Source organism: Candidatus Pseudomonas phytovorans (assembly GCA_029202525.1).
In the GTDB taxonomy this organism is placed as follows: Bacteria; Pseudomonadota; Gammaproteobacteria; order Pseudomonadales; family Pseudomonadaceae; genus Aquipseudomonas; species Aquipseudomonas phytovorans.
Genome location: CP119325.1, coordinates 5,176,721 through 5,198,901, shown reverse-complemented (window position 1 = coordinate 5,198,901; position 22,181 = coordinate 5,176,721). Strand labels below are relative to the sequence as shown.

Genomic DNA, 22,181 nt, shown 5'->3' with positions numbered 1-22,181 from the left:
TTCCTGTCAGGGTGTTGTGCAGCGCAGGGTTTGCATGCGATAGCCCTGGTCTTCCTGCATGGTCGAAGGGTTGATCGGCAACTGGCACTGTTGCCGGGCTTGCTCACCCCAGCTTGCCACCAGGGTCTGCGGGTGTGTGTCGGTAGCGACCAGTGCCTGGCCGGCCTGTCCCACTATCGCCAGATGTTCGCCTTGCTGAGAGCTGACGCGGGTACCGAAGGGTAAAGGGCTGCCGTCTGCGTGTTGCAACGTCAGGACCAAGCGGCTGACCTGGCGTGCCTTGAAGGCGGCCATTACCACTGCGCCGCGGCGCGGCACTACCTGAGTTGCACCGTTTTCCAGCTCTGTTTCCGGTCCCAGCTCGTCTGTTTGCAGCGCAACCTGGTTAATCCGGTAGGGGCGCATGTGGGGGGCCAGCAGGTATCCGCTGCCATCGGTCTTGGCGCCAGGCGCGTTGTCCACGCCAACGCCGGCAACGTCGGGCACATGTACCAGGGCATTGGTGTCGCTCAGGTAAGACCCGAGTACGATGCCGCCAGCGTGGGCCAGCACCGCCCCGCTGGCGTTTATAGACACGTTGCGGTAATTGCTGCCCTCGGTATAGCCGCCACCCAGGTTGACCTTTGGCGTCTGGTAGCCTGCCGAAATGGCTGCCGAGGTCTGCTTTTCTTCATCGCGGGCCAGCGAGGCCAGGTAGCTCAGGCGGTTGTCTTTGGAGCCACCACTGAGGCTGGCGCGTTCACTGAACCGGCCATTGCTTTCCTGGACATCGAAGCTGGCACTGGCGGATGAGCCCAGATCCAGCGGAATGGTGACGCCCAGGCCGACGATACGGTCGTTGCGCCCGTCGTTGTCCAGCGACTGTGAGGCATACAGGTTGAAGCTGACCCGGCGATATTGCGTATTGAACTGAAACTGGTACTGGCGCCGCTGCAGGCTGGTATTCCAGTAATCATCCTGGGAAAAGGTCAGGCTCAGCGAGTTGCTGCCGAAGTTCTGGTAGATCGAGCTCTCCAGACGGCTGCGGCGATTGCCCCGATAACTGCTGGAGTTGTTGCGCTGCTGAACGGCCTCCTCGAATTCGCGATAGCCTTCGGTGGAGTAGCGGTAGCCGGCAAAACGCAGGCTGGTGCCGGTCTGGAATGATTTGCCGTAACGCATGGAGTAACTTTGCCCTTGAACCTGGCCCTGTTCGCCAAGGTCTGTACGTGCCTGGGTGGCGTCGAGCGACACTGCGCCCAGCTCGCCGAAATCCCTGGCGGCACCCAGGGTGGCGGCATTGTAGTACTCGCTGCCCAGTAAACCGCCGTAAAGGGTGGTGCTCCAGGCGCCGCCGCGCGCTAGCGTGGCTTGCCACAGGGCAGGGTCGTCCAGGTCATCCGCGCCGTCGTAGCGGCCTGCGGCGATGTTGTAGCGCCAAACCCCTTCACGCAGCAGGTTGCTCAGCGTGGAGTATGGCTGGATGAACCGGCGCACCTGGCCATCGGCTTCGGTCAGGACCACCTCCAGGTCGCCGCTGCTGCCGCCCACACCCAGGTCGTTGATCTCATAAGGGCCGGGCGCCACATAGGTGGAGTAGATCGGGTAGCCATTTTGCAGCACCTCCAGCTTGGCCCGTGTTTGCGCCACGCCACGGATCACCGGGGCATAGTTCTGCATCACATCGGGCAGCATGTCCATGTCGGTGGCCAGTTGCACGCCCTTGAACGGCACGCTGCGAAACACATCACCGTTGGTGAAGGTTTCGCCGACGGTTGCCGTGCCCCATTTGCCTGGCAGGTCATGCTGGGCATAGGTGTTGATGTGGGTCCAGCTGCGTTCCTGCTGGCCGTCGTCGCGCCAGCTCTGGCTGCTGCGCAGGCGCCAGCCGGCAATGTTCAGCCCGCTGTTCAGGTACAGGTCCTGGCTGCTGCGGGTAGGGCCAGCATTGCCGCTGTAGTGTTGCGCCGAGGCTTGGTAGTTGACGAAGGCGGCGGTGATGCCGGCGTCCCAGCGCTCGGGGGCGACACTGCCGGCGACGTCACGGCGCAGGGCGATTTGCGGAATGGACAGCGCCAGTTGCAGCTTGCCGGCGTCCAGCTCGTATGCAGCATCGGGTACAGGTACCTATAGTCCGAACGAGGAGTCGACAGTGCCCGTCTGCGTGATCATCGCCGATGACGGTGACGAACGCACTGGCTATGCCATGGTGGAGTTCGTCCCGAGCCACGGTGTCGCCGTGGCGCACAAGCAAGGCTGGACCGAACTGGCCACGTTCGAGTTGGTGGTAATCGGCCATGACACCTGTTATGCCAATGGCTGGCAGCAGATTGAAGTTGAAGTGCGGGTGGAACCACAAGATGTCGGTGGGAATGGCGTTCCGGTTTCGGATGTAGAACTGGCCACGTTGCAGCTGATGGTGATGGGCTCGGACAATACGCTCCCATTCCTGCAGACGGACGAGCAGGGTATCAGCAAAGAGTCCGGGCTGCGCTGGGCTGTCAGCCGCTCCGCAAACGATGTCGATCCCCCGGCCACAGGTGATACTGCGGTGGCGGCATCGCTGCCGGTGCTGGGCGATAATGAAAGGCGAGTTCGCTTCTTCATCCACTCTCGAGAAGCAACTACGCTGGAAATCTATGCGGGTATTCAGAATGGCGATAGCCATCAGTGGGTGTATTCAAAAGAAAAGCCCACCGGCAAGGTCAAAGTGACGGCCAGGCCGGCGCTGAACTTTACCAGGGAGCAGTACGGGTTTGAGCGTGTACGACTCGAGGGTGAAAGTGACAAGTCACCTATCGCCGGCGATGACTTTATCTATGTCGATAATACGATGGACTACTGGCGCCTGAAACATGTTGTGGCGGGTGGGGTTGTGCGCAAGTTTATCAGTGCCTACCTACCGCCAGGTGCAAACAAGAGCCTGCTACGCTGGGCGTCGGAACAGGTGGAGGATCACTATTGCAGTTATACCGGCCTGCAATTCATTCCGCTTAAGGCATCGGAGTCCGAACATCAGAGACTGTTCATGGATGGGCTGCGTTATCGAATAGCCAAGCAGCGCAGCCACGTGTTGCCTGAACTCAATCAGACGCTAGGCGCGAAGGATGGCGAACTGATGATCAGCTTGCGTCGTACTGACGCCATCCAGTACTGGAATGATCGCGCGACCGGTGAGCCCTACTACAGCCACCTCAGAGTGCCCATCATAATCGAGCTAATTGATCAGCAGGGTCATCAGCATACGTTGCATTTCGATTTTGGCGTACCCGAGGACGAAGATGTAGAAGCGCAAGCACGTGATTGCCTGATCCTTACCCCCTGATGATATCAGCCCTCCCTTACGGAGGGCTTTTAATAAATTTATTCAAACCTGGAGGCCGCCATGGCTAGCCAAAATATACTGCACTCCAATGCATTCAATTTTCAGAGTTTTATCCAGAATAGTGTGGATCCCCGCACCGGGCAATATACGCTGGGCATCGCGTTGCCGGCCTTGGTCGGCAATGATCTGGCCGGCCCACAACTACCGTTGCGCCTGCGCTTCAATCCCATGAATGATGAAGATTCCGGCTTTGGCAAGGGCTGGAGCTTGTCCCTTACCCAGTATCTGCCCGGTACCCACATGCTGACATTGCACACTGGGGAAGTGTTCAAGGTGACCGGTAGCGGTGCGCAGCCGGAAATTCGAGAAAAGAAGCTCGATACGTTCCACTTTCATGATGACACCGTGCAGGGCAGTGATCGTTACCGCGTTGTGCACAAGTCTGGTTTGGTAGAAGTGCTGACCAGGCAAACCGGCAGTTATCCGGTTTACCTGGTGACCGAGGTCTATTCGCCATCCGGCCATAAAGTTTCGCTTGGCTACGGCCCAAGCACAGGCAATCTGGAGAGCATCAGCTACCGTGACAGTGATGACGTGCATTGCAAGCTGCTGGCACTGACCTACGCAACGGGTGGAGTGAACATTGACGTGCACCCCGATGCTGACCCAGGCCGGCCGGCTCGTGCTCGTTATACGCTGGAACTGTCCAACCGTGAACTGCACAAGGTCACCCTGTCGACCGCAGAGCTTGCCAACTGGCGCATTACCTACGCCTCGATAAAGGGCCTGACCTGCGTGACGAAACTGTATTCGCCATCCGGGGCGATGGAAACCATCGCTTATGAAGACGATGGCCATGTATTACCTGTCAACGGCGAGCGTGTGGCCATACCGCGGGTCACTACCCACACGCTGTATCCAGGTGCCGGGCAAAAGCCCGTCAAGACTACCTATACCTATCTTTATGTGGACCCAGAGACCAAGCAGTCCTTGGCCCACAATTTTGTCGGTTACAACAGTGGCATCACTTGGAGCAATGACGGCGAAGACAATCTGTTCAGGGCCCTATCCAGCTACAAGTACGCTTCGACCACGCACATCTGGGGCCTTGACCAAAAAGGTGAAGAGGTTGAGTTGCGCACTGTGGAGCAGGTGTACAACCGTTTTCACTTGATGGAGGCTGAAATTACTCGGCAGGCCGGGCACGTTCAGAGCGCGTTCACCGAGTACCATGGCGACGTAGCCGCACCGTGGGATGACCAACCGGATAATTTCCAGTTGCCCAAGGTTTCTACCCGGAAATGGGAACTGCTTGATGAGCCGGGAAAATCCCGTAGCGAAGAGACCACTACCGTATACAACACCCTGGGTAACCTCATCGAAGAAATCCAGCCAAACGGGCAGCGCGTCGTCAATGAATACTACGCAGCCGAAGGTGAGGTGGGCTGCCCACCCGACCCGGAGCTGTTCGAGCGCTCGCTCAAGTACAGTACCGTGATCCCGGCACCGCAGGGTAATGCACCAGCCCCTGAGTTAAGGACTGGCTACCGCTATCGGTCGCTCGCGACAGTGGGCGGCGAGGCTGAGACCTGGTTGGTGCAAGCGCAGATTTCACTGTGCGAGGTGATCGACGATCTCGAGCAGCCGCCTCTGCAGGTCACCCTCATCGAGCCCGTGGATGACGTAGCTGACTTGCTGCGCCATGGTCGCCCGCTGAAGCAGACCTTGGACATGAACGGTTACGTGACCACGCAAAGCTTCAGTTACGAGAAAGAGATGGTCGATGTAAAAGCGGTGGTTGACAGGGAAGTGGAGGGCGGCGAGAAAGAGGTTGTGGTCAGGACGGTGAAGGTCGGCAAGCAGGAGCAGGCTGTCCAGGAACCTGCGTTGGTGACCACGCAAACGATCACTGGCTATGACAATGGCCTCAGCGATGATGACACTGGCTTGCCCCGGAATACGGTCAAGGTCGTTACGCTCAAGCATTCGATCACGATTGGCGAGCCTCTGCTCAACCGTGACGACAACGATGTCGAGATTGCCTATACCTATGATTCGCTGAACCGTACGACCAGTGAGACAGTGTCGCCCAACCAGCCTGACTATACGGCCTCACGATTCTACGAGTACTACCTGGTAGGCAGTGAGGGCCAGCAGGCGTCGCAGACCTCCACCGATGTCAAGGGCGTCAGTACCACTGCTTTGGTCGATGGCCTGAGTCGTGTGGTGAGCGAGCTGCGCCATGATGCCGACGCCGGAGATAGCGGCACGCGCAGGTCATTCCGGCTGCGCTATGAGGCGAGCTACGATGAGCTCGGCCAGTTGTTGGAACAAACCGATTATGACTGGTTGGCCGACCAGCAAATGCCGCTGATAACCCAGTACCGCTACGACAATTGGGGCCAACGCTGCTGTGAGATCGGCCCGGACGGCGTGGCGCATTACGAGCAGACCGACCCGATCGGTACGTCTGAGTCGAGCAACTTGCCCATTCAGACGAGCTGGAGCGAGTCTGTGGATGGCAAGCTCACTCAAGGCAAGACAGTGACTTACCTGAACTTGTTCGAGCAACCGGACGTTGTGCAGCGTTTTGATCGCGATGATAAGGTGCTGAGTAAACATCAGTACTTCTTTGATGGCCTTGGTCGCACTGTTCAGGAAATCGATGCACGTAACGCCGAGACCAGAAACGCCTACGATGCTTTCGATCGCCTGGTGGATCACACACTGGCTGATAAAAAAAGCGTTGTGCATCGTGACTATGCACCACATAGCAGCGCAGACCTGCCGGTGAAGATAGCGGTGAATGGCGTGGTTCTGGGCGAGCAAGCGTTCGATGGGTTGGACCGCATGACCGCGTCCATCACAGGCGGCCGCAAACGTGTGATGTTCTACAAGGCCGGCCAGAACAAATCGTGGAAGGTGCGCACGCCAGCCAACAGGGAGATTGAGTACGACTACACGTTGCAGCTGACCGATCAACCTGAGCTTCGCCGCGTGCTGCCCCTGCCAGGGCAGACCCAAAAGGCTGCGGTCGAAGAGTACAGGTACGACCACAAGAACGCGCGCCTTACCTATTGTGGTGAGCCGGGCCAGGAACTGACCCGTGATTACTTCAGCACAGGCGAGCTCAAGCTGGAGACCCGAACGGTCGGCAGCGAATCCTGGAACATGACCTACGGTGCCAGCTTGCAGGGCCGTGCACTGACCTATGAAGACGTGCTCGGGCAGACGCAACATTATAAGTACGATACGGCGGGACGCCTGGAGAAAACCTGGTTGGGCGGGTTATCGACCACGTTCGGTTATGACGATCTTGGAAATCTCGGATTCTACAAGACCTGCGATGGCATCGAGGGAGAGGATGAGGCGTCGTGCGAGCGCTGGCTTCTTACCGAGCTTGAGTATGATGACCTCGGCAGGGAGAAACTGCGCCGCTTCACCTTCCCGGACAGTGTCCAGGAACTCTCTCAGGAATACAGTGCGCTGGACCAGCTCACGCTGCGCATTCTGACTGAGAACGGTGAGGAGTTGCGTGAGGAGAAGTACAGCTACGACCTGCGCGGTCGGCTTGAAGGTTACACCTGCAAAGGGCCTCAAGCACCGCAGGACCCCTGTGGTAAAACCATTCGCGAGCAGCAGTTCCTGTTTGACAGCATCGACAATATTACCTGGGTGTACACTGCGTTCGACGGCGCTGGGGGCAAGCCGGACAATAACGAGGCCACCTACCTGTTCGAAAACGAAGCTGACCCTGCGCAGTTGACTGGTATAGAAAACACCCATGCAGACTATCCGCTACCGGTAACGCTCAGGTATGACCCGGACGGCAACATGACTACCGACGAGCAGGGCAGGACGCTCGACTACGACCCATTGGGGCGACTGCAGAGCGTCGAACTGCTGGACGGTACGGTCGCAGGATACGGCTATGACTCATTGGACCGCCTGGCCAGTCAGGACAGTTGAAACGTTTACGGGCATTAAGAGGGCGCTTGCGCCCTCCTCTAGAACTGCTAGCCAGGGCCGCCCAGCGGCCCTTTTTGTTTTCCGCCCTAATCGGCGCTAATGAAAAAATGCTCCGAATCTTGCGAAACGGAGCATTCCCTGAAGCGTCAATGCAGCAGCGTTTATGGAATATCCACATTGAAGCCGATATCGGTATTGGCGTAGCCAGCGGTAACACTGGCAGACGTGGCCTTGTACGCGGCAGAGAACAGCATATCGGTGGGCTGGGTCTCATGCAGCGGGTAAGACCGGGACGGCACGGTGGGACTTATCGGGGTGCCCAGGTCATCCTTGATTATCAATGCCAGGCCCGTACTGCCACCGGGCGCCAGGGCGTACAGCGTACCTGCGGCACCTGCGCCGCCGTATTTGCCGGTGAAGGTTACGGTGGCGCTGGCACCGGGTATGAGTATGCAGCCGGCACCTGGGGTGAGGCGCAAACCGAAAGCCCGATTGGCCGCCTCGTCATCGGGTTGCTTGAACTGGGCAGCATTCACGTTGCCCATGAGTATTCGACTGACGACCTGACCGGTTGACGGGTCGAAGATCTCGATCGCGCAGGTGCCAGAATTGACGTTGCCAACGAAGTGAACCGAGCCGGTGGCGACCGTCGCGGCAAATGTGCTGGCGCTGGTCATGCCCAGTCCCAGTGCAAGAAGAATGTTTCTCATAAGCTGCTCCATGATCGTTCAGTCATGCAGGACGCCGATGTCACTCATGCCGAATGCTGGTGGCAACAACGCGAATCGGGCCCTATGCGGCCCGATCAGGTGTTGACTGTGCAACCAGCACCGCGGACCGTATTCAAGGGCGAAGTGACAGTGGCGTTTGCACCACGGGGGTGGCCACGCCGTAATCATTGATGGTGGTATAGGTCAGCTGCAGCCCGTTGGCCGACCTGAGCTGTTTCAGGTCGTAGGCCTGCTGTGCGAACGGCGTTGCCATGGCCTTGGCCTGGAGAGCTTCGGTCCTGCCGGCAGCAGTGACTTCCAGGCGGCCAAATGTGTAGTAATAGGGTGTCGGGTTATCCACCACCAATTGCACCCGCCCTGCATTTTGGCGCACAGACCACTGCAGCTCGCCAGCCCTGTCGGCAGGGCCCCCCTTGAGTTCACTAGGGCGGTAGAAGAGCTTGAGGCGGGTGCGCAACGCAATGTTGAGCACGTTCGCTTGCTCGGGGTTCGCCTCCGGTATTTCCTGCAAATTCAGGTAAAATAACGTTTCCCGGTCTTTGGGCAGCGTGTTTGGCAAGCGGCTGATCTGCACCATCTGTTGTTTGCCCGGGTCCAGCCGGAACAGCCCGGGTGAGGTGGCCAGCGGCACCGCTGTATCGGTATCGTCCTTGCTGGTGTTGATCCAGGTTTGCACCGCGTAGTGACGCGGGCTCGGGTTGGCGATAACCACGGAGGTGCTGCGCTTGTCGCTGTCGAACACGATGCGCGTGGTGCTGACGGTCAACGCGGCCTGTACGGATGACACGGTGGCTGCCAGGCAGGCACCCAAGGCAAGGCGGCGCAGGTGATTTTTCATCTGGCATTACCTATAGAAGGAAGGCAAGCGTTCGGGCGCAGGGTGTGCGCCCGAAGAGCGTCGCTCAAGGAACATCGACGACGAACTGCATGCTGGTATTGGCTGCGCCGGCGGTTACGACCCTGTCTGTCGACTTATAGGCAACGCTGAAGAGCATGGTGGTCGGGTTGGCGGCATCCAGCGGATAGGCCTTCGAGGTGGCGCCATGGGCGATCGGGGTGCCCGTGTCATCCTTGAGGACCAGGGCCAGGTTCTGTGCGCCGCCAGCTTCCAGGGCAAACAGGGTGCCGCCGTTGCCAGCACCACCAAAGGCGCCACTGAAGCTCACGCTGGCTGCGTCGCCAGGGTTGACGGTGCAACCATTACCTGGGGTGATGCGCATGCCAAAGGCGCGTGATGCGGCTTCATCGCCGCTAGCGTTGAACAGCGAAGCGTCGACATTACCCATGAGTACCCGATTGCCGCTCTCCGGGTTGCCGGTGACCGGGTCGATGATCTCGATCGGGCAGGTGCCCGAGTCAATTCTGCCATAGAAATGGATCGCGCCTGTGCCGACGGTTGCGGCTAATGTATTGGCGCTGGCGAGACCCAGTGCGAGACCTAGGGCGATAAGATTTTTTTTCATGACATCTCCAGATATTTACAGGCAAAGTATTTGCCTGATCAATGCTGCCGATTAACTGAAGGGGTGGCAGCGCCAGCAGATTAGAGCTGGTAGTCAGGCAGGTATGTAGGAAAAGTCTTAATCTTGCCTGATTTCGCTTGATGCTGGCGGTGTTCGCAGGCTTTGGTCAACTGTCAGTTCTGTCAGTTGCGAGTTGGTGATATGCCTGCTTTCATCGGCTACTCACAGCCAATCCTGCGGTACAACGGGTTAATGTTTCCGCGGCGGTTTGGCTGCTCCGTAGATTGCCGGTATGCAGGAAGACAGTATGAATACTGAAGGCGTTTCTGAAAGCAATACATCAATGGTCGCAAGTGCTTGGAGTACCCTCTCGCCGTTAAATGCACTTTGGGGAGCGCTTCGCGGCTCGTTGGAGTTCGTGGTTGTGACCACGCCGATCATGGAAAATTATTGGGAAAGCCATGTTACGCGTTTCGGAAAAGCGGAGCTTGTTCGCACAGGAGTCAGGTATACCGAGATATACTTGTCCCAAGGGGATGAGGCTGTCATACGCTTGCGGCGGCTGGGTGGAAGCGGGGCGAAACAAGTTGTCGCAGTTGGTGCGCCATCCCCGTTTGGCGACAGGTTGAGAGTGAGTGTAGATACTGATGCGAGCTGGCTAAAATACGATGCGACTGCCGATGGTGAACTCAGCATGCAATGGACGGGTGGGGCCTCTTATGCGTTCTATAGTCCAGCATCTTCAAGAACGCCTGCAGTAGTTCCTGATAAATTTGTCGCGCACTACGACCAGCTGAAGAAAGTGGCAATCACCCGGGTCCCTCCACCACAGACGGAGCTTCCGCAGCAAATTTACATCAATGTGGTCGTTCAAGAGGTTGAAGGCTGGCCGATAGTGTTTATTATCAAGACGCAACTTTCGATGAGCGCTCAGTCATCCGTGGCATCTCTTCAGGGCTGCACCTACACGCCGCAGACTAATGAGGTCCTCTCTGCAATTCCTGCGTCCGAGTTCTTCTCCGACTCGGCCGACGGCAAAGCACCTGCGGACTTGCAATGGCTTTCGGACCTGCTCGTCCCGCCTGGCTCGCTAACAGTGACGCAGGAAAAGAAGAGCGCAGGCAGCTGGCTGATCCAGTACGGACAGCGCAGTAGGGCCTTGGTTGGCGCCACGCAGGAAAGTGCTGTATCCGCTGCTTATCAGCTAACACCCGTTGCGCGAATTCTTGCAGCTGGGGGTAGTAAAGAGCTTGTCGAGTTCACGGGCACGCCTTTGCCGAATCCGACATGGGCCTTGAAAGGCGACGAGCGAGGTCAGCTTGAGAAAGAAAACAACAGGTATTTCTACGTGCCGCCCCTGTCGCCGCAACCGTCAGCCAAGTTCAATGATTCTGCCGACATGCTGATTTCACCCGCCTACAGGTCCGCTGTCGACGGGCTGCCTGTGGCAACAGATATCGTAGAGGCTACTGGAGCATCAGGCTCCGCTTCATCGGTATTCGTCACAACCTTCGTACCGCCAACGCACTTCATCAGATTTGCCAGGCACACCACGGGATTACAGCTTAGCTTGTGCTGGTTTACCAGGAACGGTGAGACCCAGGTGCCGGCTGCAAGCGTGAAGTGGCATAGACTGGCCGGTAATGGGGCGATTTCCGCTGAGGGCATTTTCACCCCTGCTTCATCCAGCCCTAGCCCAGTCACAGTCTTGATGGCGGAGGATGAACGAGACCAAACCGAATGGCGATATGGGGTGATCATCGTTCCCATGCCGATGTTTGATACCGTAGGCCTGCTAAGCCTGCTCGAGGACTGAGCACGCTGGCCTTTCACTTGCATTGCCCGAAGCCGGTGCGGGGTCAGTTTCTGTTGCGTTGATGTGCCTCACCGAGTTGCTGTTTTTCTTGGTTCCAGTCGAAAGATTCGCCCTGTTTTTCGGCATCGTAGCGGCGTTCTTCCAGTTGCTGATAGAGGTCGAGCTCTTCATCGGGCATATAGTGCAAGCAGTCGCCGCCAAAGAACCACAACAGGTCACGTGGCACCAGATGAGCAATCTGCGGGTAGCGCTGGATCACCTGGCACAACAGGTCCTGTCCCAGGTACTGGCTTTCCAGCGGGTCCTGCGGCAGCAGGGTCAACAGTTCGTCGAAGCGCTCCAGGAACAGGGCGTGGCTTTCCTCCGGTACCTGCTCGGCGTCACCCAGGGCCACCAGGATGGTGCGCAGGTGGTTCAGCAGTTGCAGGTGGTATTGCAGGTGGGGGGTGGCCATGGGGATGGTCCTCGAGGTGGATGAAACGGGCGCGGAGTATACGTCGGTAGGGAGGGGGCCGCAAAACGGCCCCCTTGATTCAGCGTACTTTGCCGTGCTCGGGCAGCAATTGCGCTTTGTTGAAGGCGTCCACATCAATCACGGTTCTGCGGGCTTTTTCGGCCTCGTGCAGCTTTAGACCTTCATCTGGCTGAAGCACACCGCTCTGCACGGCTGCATCAATTGCCGACTGCCCAGGTGTCGGCTGTACCTTGCCGCCTTTGATCGCCTGATGCAGCGCCTTGTGCAAGGGGGCTGCCTCCTCCAGCAGGTCACAGGCGCGTTGCAGTGCCGCCACTGGATCGCCCTCGGTTTGTGGCCTGAAGCAACCGGCAAGCAACTCCTCCAGCGCCGGATCGCCTTTGTTACGCCCGATCAGCGCCGCTACCTCGGCGTCCAGTTCATCACTGGGCCCGGTATGACGACGGCCGAAGGGGAACACCAGCACGCGCAGGGCGCAGCCGACAAAGCGGTTGGGGAAATTGTCCAGCAGCCGGTCGAGGGCTTTTTCCGCCTGGCCCAGGCTTTCTTCCATGGCCCAGCGCAGCAGAGGCTGCATGTGCTTCGGTGAGCCGAGGTCGTGGTAGCGCTTGAGTGCGGCGCTGGACAGGTACAGGTAGCTCAGGACGTCGCCCAGCCGCGCGCTCAGGCGTTCGCGACGTTTGAGCGCGCCGCCCAGTAGCATCATCGACAGGTCGGCCAGCAGAGCAAAGGCAGAGGCCTGGCGGTTGAGGGCGCGGAAGTAGCCTTGGCTCAAGGCATCACCCGGCACATTCTCCAGTCGGCCCAGCCCAAGGTTGAACACCAGTGTACTTGCCGCGTTACCGGCAGCGAACATGATGTGCTTCATCAGCAGGTCGTCGAATTCCTTCAGCGCCTGGTCGCGGTCTTCACGGCCAGCCAAGGCCATTTCCTTGAGCACGAATGGGTGGCAGCGGATGGCACCTTGGCCGAAGATCATCAGGTTGCGCGAGAGGATGTTGGCGCCTTCGACGGTGATGAAGATCGGCGCCCCTTGCCAGTTACGGCCCAGGTAGTTGTTCGGGCCCATGATGATGCCCTTGCCACCGTGCACGTCCATGGCATGCTGGATGCATTCGCGGCCACGCTCGGTAAGGTGGTACTTGAGAATCGCCGACAGTACCGAGGGTTTCTCGCCCAGGTCCACGGCCTTGGCGGTCAAGAGGCGGGCGCTGTCCATCAGCCAGGCATTGCCGCCGATGCGTGCCAGCGATTCCTGGATGCCTTCGAAGGCTGCCAGCGGCACGTTGAATTGTTCGCGGATGTTGGCGTACTGGCCGGTGACCAGGCTGGTGTATTTGGCGGCCCCTGTCCCTACGGCGGGCAGGGAGATCGAGCGGCCCACCGACAGGCAGTTCATCAGCATCATCCAGCCTTTGCCGAGCATGGCCTGGCCGCCTATCAGGAAGTCCAGGGGGACGAATACGTCCTTGCCACTGTTGGGGCCGTTCATGAAGGCAGCGCCCAGCGGCAGATGGCGCTTGCCGATGTCCACGCCGGGCGTGTCTGTGGGGATCAATGCCAGGCTGATGCCCAGCTCTTCCTCTTCACCCAGCAGGTGGTCAGGGTCGTATGCCTTGAACGCCAGGCCCAGCAGGGTGGCGACCGGGCCGAGGGTGATGTAGCGCTTTTCCCAGTTCAGGCGCAGGCCGATGACTTCTTCGCCATTCCATTGGCCTTTGCAAATGATGCCGGTGTCAGGCATGGCACCCGCGTCAGATCCGGCCAGCGGGCCGGTGAGGGCGAAGCAGGGGATTTCCTCGCCACGGGCGAGGCGTGGCAGGTAGTGGTTGCGTTGTTCGTCGGTGCCGTAATGCAGCAGTAATTCTGCCGGGCCGAGGGAGTTCGGCACCATCACGGTAGACGCCAGGTCGCCGCTGCGGGTGGCCAGTTTCATCGCCACCTGGGAGTGGGCATAGGCGGAGAAACCTTTACCGCCATAGTCCTTGGGGATGATCAGGGCAAAAAAACCGTTCGACTTGATATGCGCCCAGGCTTCGGGCGGCAGGTCGAGGTCCTGGCCGATCTGCCAGTCGCTGACCATCGCGCAGAGCGCTTCGGTGGGGCCGTCGATGAACGCCTGTTCTTCTTCGGTCAGTTTCGGTGCCGGGTAATCGAGCAGCACGCGCCAGTCAGGGCGGCCGCTGAACAGTTCGCCGTCCCACCACACGGTGCCAGCGTCGATGGCCTCCCGCTCGGTCTGCGACATGGGCGGCAAGGTACGCTGGAACCAGTCGAAGACTGGGGCGGAGAACACCTTGCGGCGCCAGTCCGGCAGCGCAACCAGGGCGGTTTTCAGCGCCAGCACGACCCAGATCAGTGCCAGCAGCCAGCCGGGGGCGCTGCTGAAAATGCTCATCAGCAGTACGTAGGCCGCCATGATGCCGAGAATCTGCAAGGGCGCCAGGCGCCGGTGCGTGAGGTAAGCCGCGCCGATCACCAGCACTATCAACCACAACAGCAACATAATCGGTCCTCCTTGGAACCAAGGGCTTGAGCCGTCCCGGATAGCTTAGACGCAACGCTGTGAACGGCAGGGTCAGAACAGTGACAGGGTGTGGCGGTGGGAGTTTCAGTGCATTGTTTTCCTGTGCCGGCCTCTTCGCGGGCGCGCCCGCTCCCACAGGATCACCACAGATTCTGGAAATGTGGTGATCCTGTGGGAGCGGGCGCGCCCGCGAAGAGGCCAGTACAGGCGATAAAACTCTGGAGTAGACTGTGCAACCTCCGCATTCATAAGGACGTTGCCATGCTGAAGATCTGGGGCCGCAAGAATTCGAGCAATGTGCGCAAGGCGCTGTGGGTCGCCCACGAGCTGGGCCTGGACTTCGAATCGATCGACGCCGGTGGCGCCTTCGGCGTGGTCAACGAGCCGCACTACCGCGCCCGCAACCCCAATGGCTTGGTACCGATGCTTGAAGACGGAGACCTGACCCTGTGGGAATCCAACACCATCGTCCGCTACCTGTGCGCCGAATACGGCACAGAGCAGGGCTGGTATCTGGAAGACCCGCGCCAGCGCGCACTGGCCGACAAGTGGATGGACTGGACCACGTCGTCGTTCGCCGCACCGTTCCGCCCGCTGTTCTGGGGCCTGCTGCGCACCCCGGAAGACCAGCGCGATTGGGTGGCAATCAATGCCGCGCACAAGCAATGCGCCCAGTTGCTGGCCATTGCCGACGAAATCCTGGCCAAACAGCCTTACCTTTCCGGTGACCAGATCGGCATGGGCGACATCCCACTGGGTAGCTTCGTCTATGCCTGGTTCGAAATGCCCATCGAGCGCCCGGCCATGTACCACCTGGAAGCCTGGTACGAGCGACTGAAACAGCGCCCGGCCTACCAGGCTGCGGTGATGACTGCGCTGACCTGATCGAACACCACGGCTACTTCGATAGTCATTATCAATACACATGACTGTACTTGTGCGGCCCAGCCTTGCACCATGGCCGCACTCACTGCGCCAGTGATCTGCCCTGGCGTGTCCTGACCTTTTCACTCGGTACGTGACCCGCTATGAGTTCTGCCCTGTCCATTCGACAGCTGACCAAAACCTACGGCAATGGCTTCCAGGCCCTCAAAGGGATCGATCTGGACGTTGCCGAAGGCGACTTCTTCGCCTTGCTCGGCCCCAATGGCGCCGGCAAGTCCACCACCATCGGTATCCTCTCTACCCTGGTAAACAAGACCAGCGGCACGGTCAACGTGTTTGGCCATGACCTGGACCGCGAGCCTTCGGCGCTCAAGCGCTGCCTGGGCGTGGTGCCGCAGGAGTTCAACTTCAACCAGTTCGAGAAAACCTTCGACATTGTCGTGACCCAGGCTGGCTACTACGGTATCCCGCCCAAGCTGGCCAAGGAGCGCGCCGAGCAGTACCTGACCCAACTGGGGTTGTGGGACAAGCGCGACGTGCCGTCGCGGTCGCTGTCCGGTGGCATGAAGCGTCGCCTGATGATTGCCCGCGCCCTGATTCACGAACCACGCCTGCTGATCCTCGACGAACCCACCGCCGGTGTGGACATCGAGCTGCGCCGCTCGATGTGGAGTTTCCTCACCGAGCTGAACCAGAAGGGCATCACCATCATCCTCACCACCCACTACCTGGAAGAGGCTGAGCAGCTGTGCCGTAACATCGGCATCATCGACCACGGCACCATTGTCGAGAACACCAGCATGCGTCAGCTGCTGGGCAAACTGCATGTAGAAACCTTCGTGCTCGACATCAAGCAGGACCTGGCCAGCGCGCCGGTGCTGCAAGGCTATCCGTGCCGGTTGCTCACCCCGCACACCCTTGAGGTGCAAGTGGAAAAGGACATCGGTATTACCGCGCTGTTCGGCCAGCTGGCGCTGCAGAACATTGAGGTGCAGAGCCTGCGCAACAAGACCAACCGACTCGAGGAGCTGTTCGTGTCCCTGGTGGAAAAAAACCTGTCGAAGGTGGCCGTATGAGTGTGGAACTGCGCACCAACTGGGTCGCCCTGAATACCATCGTCTACCGCGAAGTACGGCGCTTTCTGCGCATCTGGCCGCAGACCCTGCTGCCGCCGGCGATCACCATGGTGTTGTACTTCGTCATCTTCGGTAACCTGATCGGCCGGCAGATCGGCGACATGGGTGGCTTCACCTACATGCAGTACATCGTGCCGGGGCTGATCATGATGTCGGTGATCACCAACTCGTACGGCAACGTGGTGTCGAGCTTCTTCGGCAGCAAATTCCAGCGTTCCATCGAAGAGCTGATGGTGTCGCCGGTCTCGCCGCACACCATCCTTGTCGGTTATGTGCTGGGTGGCGTGCTGCGCGGTTTGGCGGTGGGGGTGATCGTGACCATCCTGTCGATGTTCTTCACAGACCTGCAGGTGCATCACCTGGGCGTGACCGTGGTCGTGGTGCTGCTGACGGCTACCATCTTCTCGCTGCTGGGCTTCGTCAACGCGGTATTTGCGCGCAACTTCGATGACATTTCGATCATCCCGACCTTCGTGCTGACACCGCTGACCTACCTGGGCGGGGTGTTCTACTCGATCAACCTGCTGCCGCCATTCTGGCAGACCGTGTCGCTGGCCAACCCGGTGCTGCACATGGTCAACTCGTTCCGCTACGGCATCCTAGGGGTGTCGGATATCAGCATTGGCACGGCGATTACCTTCATGCTGGTCGCCACTGCGGTGCTCTACACGCTGTGCGTCCGGCTGCTGGTCAGCGGCCGCGGCATGCGTGCATAAGCAACGGAGCTTGCGCCGGCGCCACTGCCGGCCGATCCACCAGCGCCAGTACAGCAGGGTGGTGAAGTAGGCGGCCACGCCCAACACCACCCCGCATACCACCGAGCCTAGCAAGAACGGCTGCCAGACTGTCGCCAGCTGGTCGGTGATCCATTCGAAGGTCAATTCGTCAGGCAGGGTGCGCGGTGGAACCTGCATCAGCCACGCCCCGGTCATGTAGGTGACGAAGAACACCGGCGGCATGGTCAGCGGGTTGGTCAGCCACACCAGGCTCACGGCAATCGGCAGGTTGCCACGTACCGGAATCGCCAGCGCCGCCGCCAGCAGCATCTGCATGGGGATGGGGATCAGTGCCGCGAACAGGCCCACGCCCATGGCCCGTGCCACCGAATGGCGGTTCAGATGCCAGAGGTTCGGGTCGTGCAGCAACTTGCCGAAAAAGCGTAAGGACTTGTGTTCCCGAATGCTGGTCGGGTCCGGCATGTAGCGTTTGAAAAGTCGGCGCGGCATGTAGGCTCCCGGAGCGTTGATCCGGGCAGTATGCCCTGATTCCCGTTCAGCCTCGTTTAGAGTTTGTGACAATTATTGAGCAAGGTTTGCCGGTAATTGGGCTATGCCTCAGAAGGTGTTTTTGCTTCTGGAGCTCTACCTCATGCGCACAGGGATGTTTGCGCTCGCACTTGGGCTGTTGTGCCTGGGTTTTCTCCCCACATTGCCATCGGTCGGATGGCTGCTACTGCTGGCGGGCTGCGCCGTCGGCAGCCTGTTTACCCGAGTGTGGCCGCTGGGCATTCTTCTGCTGGGTTTGTGCTGGGCGTGCTGGTCTGCACAAGGGGCGCTGGATGATCGCCTTGCTCCCGCACTTGATGGCCGCACGTTGTGGCTGGAGGGGCGGGTGGTCGGCTTGCCGGCCCGAACTGCACAAGGTGTGCGCTTCGAGTTGGAGGCAGCGCACTCGCGCCGCGCCGAGTTGCCACAACGCCTGCAACTGAGCTGGTTCGACGGGCCGCCGCTGCGGGCCGGTGAGCAGTGGCGGCTGGCCGTGACCTTGCAGCGGCCGGGCGGGCTGCTCAACCCGTATGGGCCAGACAGAGAGGCGCAGTTGCTGGCGCGTCGCATCGGCGCTACCGGTACGGTCAAGAGTGGGCAGTTGCTGGCACCTGTAGACGGTGGTTGGCGCGACACGCTGCGCCAGCGCCTGCTGGCGGTCGAGGCCAATGGCCGGCAGGCGGCGTTGGTAGCGCTCGTGCTTGGCGACGGCGCGGGCCTGGCTCGGGAGGACTGGCAGGTGTTACAGGCCACCGGCACGGTGCACCTGCTGGTGATTTCCGGGCAACACATCGGCCTGGTGGCCGGTTTGCTGTATGGCCTGGTAGCCGGGCTGGCGCGTTGGGGGCTGTGGCCCGCCCGGTTGCCGTGGCTGCCTTGGGCGTGTGGCCTGGCCATGGCGGCGGCGCTGGCCTATGGCTGGCTGGCTGGTGCGGGTGTGCCGGTGCAGCGCGCCTGCCTGATGCTGGCGGTGGTGCTGCTGTGGCGCCTGCGTTTTCGTCATCTTGGGGCTTTTCTACCGTTGCTGTTGGCGCTGGTTACCGTGTTGCTGGTCGAGCCGCTAGCGGCATTGCTCCCCGGCTTCTGGCTATCGTTTGGCGCCGTGGCCACGCTTATCTATTGTTTCAGTGCCCGCTTGGGTGGGTGGCGGCCCTGGCAAGCCTGGACGCGCGCGCAATGGGTGATTGCCATCGGTTTGCTGCCGGTGCTGCTGGCCGTGGGTTTGCCTGTGAGCCTGACTGCGCCGCTGGCCAACCTGGTGGCGGTGCCGTGGATCAGCCTGGCAGTGTTGCCGTTGGCACTGCTGGGTACCTTGCTGCTGCCGCTGGGTGGGGCAGGGGAGCTGTTGTTGTGGCTGGCAGGCGGGTTGTTGGATGTGCTGTTCCGCGGGCTGGCGCTGGTGGCTCAGCAACGGCCGGCGTGGGTGCCGGCGGCCTTGCCATTATGGGCATGGTTGCTGGTCTGCCTGGGCGCATTGCTGGTGCTGCTGCCCCGTGGCGTGCCGCTGCGAGGATTGGGTGGGGTGATGCTGCTGGCCCTTTGGGTCCCCCGGGAGACGGTGCCGTTCGGGCAGGTCGAGGTCTGGCAGCTGGATGTCGGCCAAGGCTTGGCGGTGCTGTTGCGCACACGGCATCACAACCTGCTGTACGACGCCGGGCCGGCCAGGGGCGAAAGCGACCTTGGTGAGCGGGTGGTGCTGCCGACCTTGCGTAAACTGGGCGTGGCTAGCCTGGATCTGCTGCTGGTCAGTCATGCCCATGCTGATCATGCCGGCGGTGCTGCGGCCATACAGCGTGGTTTGCCAATCGGTCGGGTGATCGGTGGCGAAGCACTGGACGATGTCGAGCTGCAACATTGTGCCAGCGGCGAGCAATGGGAATGGGATGGCGTGCGTTTTTCGCTGTGGCGCTGGGCGGGTGGTCGGAGCAGCAATGACCGCTCCTGTGTGCTGCTGGTCGAGGCGCAGGGTGAGCGGTTGCTGTTGGCGGGTGATATTGAAGCCGGGGCCGAACGGGCCTGGCTGGCGGCAAACGATTCCCCTCGCGTCGACTGGCTGCAGTCACCGCACCATGGCAGCCGCAGTTCGTCCACCGAGGCGTTCATTCGCGCCACGGCGCCGCGCGGGGTGCTGATCTCGCGTGGGCGCAACAATAGCTTCGGGCACCCGCATGCGCAGGTGGTCGAGCGCTATCGTCGGCATGGGGTGAAGATGCATGACACGGCTGTGGAGGGCGCACTGCGGTTGATGCTGGGCGGGCAGGGAGAGATTGAAAGTGTGCGCGGACAGCGGCGGTTCTGGCGTGATGTTGTGGGTGGCTGACCTGGCCCTTTCGCGGGCTCGCCCGCTCCCACAGGTATTGCACTGAACCTGAGGTCGGTGCAGTACCTGTGGGAGCGGGCGAGCCCGCGAAAGGGCCGGCGCAGGTTGCAGGCCAATTCCCTGACCTCCGGCAGATGAGCCCTGGGCGCGCCTATGGTAGAGTGGCGGCCTTTTTCCGAAGGGGCGTTTACTGTGTGGGAATTGGTCAAGTCCGGTGGCTGGATGATGCTGCCGATCATTCTGAGTTCCATCGCCGCCATGGCTATCGTCGTCGAGCGCCTGTGGACCCTGCGCGCCAGTCGCGTCACCCCGCCGCACCTGCTGGGCCAGGTCTGGATGTGGATCAAGGACAAGCAACTGACCAGTGACAAGCTCAAGGCCCTGCGCGCCGATTCGCCGCTGGGCGAAATCCTCGCCGCAGGCCTGGCCAACTCGCGTCACGGTCGCGAAATCATGAAAGAGTGCATCGAGGAAGCCGCCTCGCGCGTCATCCACGAACTGGAGCGCTACATCGGTACCCTCGGCACCATCGCTGCCATGGCCCCGCTACTGGGCCTGCTGGGTACCGTACTGGGCATGATCGACATCTTCAGTGCCTTCATGGGCTCGCAGATGACCACCAACGCTGCGGTGCTGGCCGGTGGTATTTCCAAGGCGCTGGTTACCACAGCAGCCGGCCTGATGGTCGGTATTCCGGCGGTGTTCTTCCACCGTTTCCTGCTGCGCCGCATCGATGAACTGGTGGTGGGGATGGAACAAGAGGCGATCAAGCTGGTGGAAGTGATCCAGGGCGACCGTGAAGTGGAAGTGGCCGGAGGCAAGGCGTGAAGTTCCGGCGCAATCGCCAGCGCGAGAACGTCGACATCAACCTGGCGTCGCTGATCGACGTGGTGTTCGTGCTGCTGCTGTTCTTCGTGGTCACCACCACCTTTACCCGCGAGACCCAGCTACGCGTCGAGCTGCCTGAAGCCGCCAGCGCGGGGCAGGCGCCGGCCGACGAGGGCAAGCTGGTGGAAATCACCATCAGCGCCGAAGGCGTGTATTCGGTGAACAACCATCTGTTGCCCAAGAGCGACCTGGCCACCTTGAGCGAGGCCATCGAGCGCGAGTCGGGCGGTGACAACAAGCTGCCGTTGGCCATCAGCGCTGACGGCAAGACCCCGCACCAGGCTGTGGTTACCGCAATGGATGCCGCCGGCAAGCTCGGCTTCAGCCAGCTGCGCATGACCACCGTCGAGGCGGCCCAGGGCACGCCTTGATGGGTTTCGCCGACCGTTTGCTTGCCGCCTGGTACGCCGGGCACCCGGCATTGGCACTGCTGCGCCCGCTGGAGGCGCTGTACCGCCGGGTGGTCACGCGTAAGCGGGCACGCTTTCTCAGTGGCGAAAGCGCCAGCTACCGGGCGCCGGTGCCGGTTATCGTGGTGGGCAACATCACGGTCGGCGGCACCGGCAAGACGCCGATGATCCTCTGGCTGATCGAACACTGCCGCCAACAAGGGCTGAAAGTGGGCGTGGTCAGCCGTGGCTATGGTGCCAAGCCGCCACAGCTGCCTTGGCGGGTGCAGGCTGACCAGCCGGCCGATCAGGCGGGCGATGAACCGCTGCTGATCGTGCAGCGTACCGGTGTGCCGCTGATGATCGATCCCGACCGCTCCCGCGCCGTGCAGGCGTTGCTGGCCAGCGAACCGCTCGACCTGATCCTGTGCGACGACGGCATGCAGCACTATCGCCTGGCCCGTGACCTGGAGCTGGTACTGATCGACGCCGCCCGCGGTCTGGGCAATGGCCGCTGCCTGCCGGCCGGCCCTTTGCGCGAGCCCGCCGAACGCCTGCAGGGCGCCGACGCGGTGCTGTTCAATGGTGCCAGTGCCGATCGCACCGATGGTTTTGGCTTCTGCCTGCAGCCGTCCGTGCTCGTCAACCTGCGCAGCGGCGAGCGTCGCGCCCTCGACCATTTTCCCGCAGGTCAGCGCCTGCACGCGGTGGCCGGTATCGGTAACCCGCAACGTTTCTTCAATACCCTGCTGGGGCTAAACTGGCAGCCGGTGCCGCATCCCTTCGCCGATCATGCACAGTTCAGCGCCCAGAGCCTGGCCTTCAACCCGCCGCTGCCGCTGGTGATGACCGAGAAGGACGCGGTGAAATGCCGGGCCTTCGCCGCTGACGACTGGTGGTACCTGGCCGTCGAGGCGCAGCCCACACCGGCTTTCAGTGCCTGGTTCGACAGCCAGTTGCAGCGCCTGCTGCACAAGCCCTGAGCCCGTTTTCAATTTCCGGCCACCCGGCCT

The 22,181-nt window shown here is 60.7% G+C and carries 16 protein-coding genes and 1 pseudogene; 10 read left to right on the top strand and 7 right to left on the bottom strand.

From position 1 onward, the window contains the following. Nucleotides 1-6: 6 nt before the first annotated feature. Nucleotides 7-2,100: pseudogene (locus P0Y58_22840) on the bottom strand (fimbrial biogenesis outer membrane usher protein). 31 nt (nucleotides 2,101-2,131) lie between these two features. Between P0Y58_22840 and P0Y58_22835 the strand changes: the two are divergent. Together P0Y58_22835 and P0Y58_22830 are read left to right on the top strand one after the other, a co-directional pair. Continuing rightward, on the top strand, nucleotides 2,132-3,304 hold the full coding sequence (locus P0Y58_22835; protein ID WEK29703.1) for a hypothetical protein: 1,173 nt from the start codon (nucleotides 2,132-2,134) through the stop codon (nucleotides 3,302-3,304). A 60-nt stretch (nucleotides 3,305-3,364) separates the two neighbouring features. Then, a complete protein-coding gene (locus tag P0Y58_22830) occupies nucleotides 3,365-7,273 on the top strand; it encodes a sugar-binding protein (protein WEK29702.1) in 3,909 nt (1,302 codons plus the stop codon). 161 nt (nucleotides 7,274-7,434) lie between these two features. Here P0Y58_22830 and P0Y58_22825 read toward each other — a convergent pair whose 3' ends face one another. The 3 genes from P0Y58_22825 to P0Y58_22815 all read right to left on the bottom strand — a co-directional run bounded on the left by P0Y58_22825 (nucleotide 7,435) and on the right by P0Y58_22815 (nucleotide 9,467). Continuing rightward, nucleotides 7,435-7,983 (bottom strand): type 1 fimbrial protein, encoded by a 549-nt coding sequence (locus tag P0Y58_22825; protein ID WEK29701.1) that lies wholly within the window; start codon nucleotides 7,981-7,983, stop codon nucleotides 7,435-7,437. Between the two features lie 133 nt (nucleotides 7,984-8,116). Continuing rightward, nucleotides 8,117-8,842: a molecular chaperone gene (locus P0Y58_22820; GenBank protein ID WEK29700.1), complete on the bottom strand. Its 726-nt coding sequence runs from the start codon at nucleotides 8,840-8,842 to the stop codon at nucleotides 8,117-8,119. A 64-nt stretch (nucleotides 8,843-8,906) separates the two neighbouring features. Further along, on the bottom strand, nucleotides 8,907-9,467 hold the full coding sequence (locus tag P0Y58_22815) for a fimbrial protein (protein WEK29699.1): 561 nt from the start codon (nucleotides 9,465-9,467) through the stop codon (nucleotides 8,907-8,909). Nucleotides 9,468-9,774: 307 nt separating this feature from the next. On the opposite strand from P0Y58_22815, the gene P0Y58_22810 reads away from it, so the two are divergent. After that, the gene (locus tag P0Y58_22810) at nucleotides 9,775-11,283 is read left to right on the top strand and encodes a hypothetical protein (GenBank protein WEK29698.1); all 1,509 of its coding nucleotides are present in this window, start codon (nucleotides 9,775-9,777) and stop codon (nucleotides 11,281-11,283) included. A gap of 43 nt (nucleotides 11,284-11,326) precedes the next feature. Here the strand turns inward: P0Y58_22810 and P0Y58_22805 are convergent, their stop codons facing one another. Then, complete coding sequence (locus P0Y58_22805) at nucleotides 11,327-11,737, bottom strand: PA2817 family protein (GenBank protein ID WEK29697.1); 411 nt, start codon at nucleotides 11,735-11,737, stop codon at nucleotides 11,327-11,329. 79 nt (nucleotides 11,738-11,816) lie between these two features. After that, nucleotides 11,817-14,264 (bottom strand): acyl-CoA dehydrogenase, encoded by a 2,448-nt coding sequence (locus P0Y58_22800; GenBank protein WEK29696.1) that lies wholly within the window; start codon nucleotides 14,262-14,264, stop codon nucleotides 11,817-11,819. Nucleotides 14,265-14,546: 282 nt separating this feature from the next. Here P0Y58_22800 and P0Y58_22795 point away from each other — a divergent pair, with 282 nt between their 5' ends. The 3 genes from P0Y58_22795 (at nucleotide 14,547) to P0Y58_22785 (ending at nucleotide 17,022) form a co-directional block, all read left to right on the top strand. Further along, nucleotides 14,547-15,170 carry a glutathione S-transferase gene (locus tag P0Y58_22795; protein WEK29695.1) on the top strand — a complete coding sequence of 208 codons (624 nt, stop codon included), beginning with the start codon at nucleotides 14,547-14,549 and terminating at the stop codon, nucleotides 15,168-15,170. Nucleotides 15,171-15,313: 143 nt separating this feature from the next. Next, nucleotides 15,314-16,246 carry an ABC transporter ATP-binding protein gene (locus P0Y58_22790; GenBank protein WEK29694.1) on the top strand — a complete coding sequence of 311 codons (933 nt, stop codon included), beginning with the start codon at nucleotides 15,314-15,316 and terminating at the stop codon, nucleotides 16,244-16,246. Continuing rightward, nucleotides 16,243-17,022, top strand: coding sequence for an ABC transporter permease (locus P0Y58_22785; protein WEK29693.1), 780 nt, complete (start codon nucleotides 16,243-16,245; stop codon nucleotides 17,020-17,022). Before P0Y58_22790 ends, P0Y58_22785 begins: the two co-directional genes overlap by 4 nt. Here the strand turns inward: P0Y58_22785 and P0Y58_22780 are convergent. Continuing rightward, on the bottom strand, nucleotides 16,906-17,532 hold the full coding sequence (locus P0Y58_22780; GenBank protein WEK29692.1) for a DUF2062 domain-containing protein: 627 nt from the start codon (nucleotides 17,530-17,532) through the stop codon (nucleotides 16,906-16,908). The genes P0Y58_22785 and P0Y58_22780 overlap by 117 nt on opposite strands. 142 nt (nucleotides 17,533-17,674) lie before the next feature. On the opposite strand from P0Y58_22780, the gene P0Y58_22775 reads away from it, so the two are divergent. The 4 genes from P0Y58_22775 (at nucleotide 17,675) to lpxK (ending at nucleotide 22,151) form a co-directional block, all read left to right on the top strand. Further along, entirely contained in the window at nucleotides 17,675-19,891 is a 2,217-nt protein-coding gene (locus tag P0Y58_22775) for a DNA internalization-related competence protein ComEC/Rec2 (protein ID WEK29691.1), read from the top strand. Nucleotides 19,892-20,083: 192 nt separating this feature from the next. After that, nucleotides 20,084-20,719 carry a MotA/TolQ/ExbB proton channel family protein gene (locus tag P0Y58_22770; GenBank protein WEK29690.1) on the top strand — a complete coding sequence of 212 codons (636 nt, stop codon included), beginning with the start codon at nucleotides 20,084-20,086 and terminating at the stop codon, nucleotides 20,717-20,719. Then, entirely contained in the window at nucleotides 20,716-21,150 is a 435-nt protein-coding gene (locus P0Y58_22765; GenBank protein WEK29689.1) for a biopolymer transporter ExbD, read from the top strand. The genes P0Y58_22770 and P0Y58_22765 overlap by 4 nt, the downstream gene beginning before the upstream one ends. Further along, on the top strand, nucleotides 21,150-22,151 hold the full coding sequence (lpxK, locus tag P0Y58_22760) for a tetraacyldisaccharide 4'-kinase (GenBank protein ID WEK29688.1): 1,002 nt from the start codon (nucleotides 21,150-21,152) through the stop codon (nucleotides 22,149-22,151). Before P0Y58_22765 ends, lpxK begins: the two co-directional genes overlap by 1 nt. The last annotated feature ends 30 nt before the right edge of the window (nucleotides 22,152-22,181 follow it).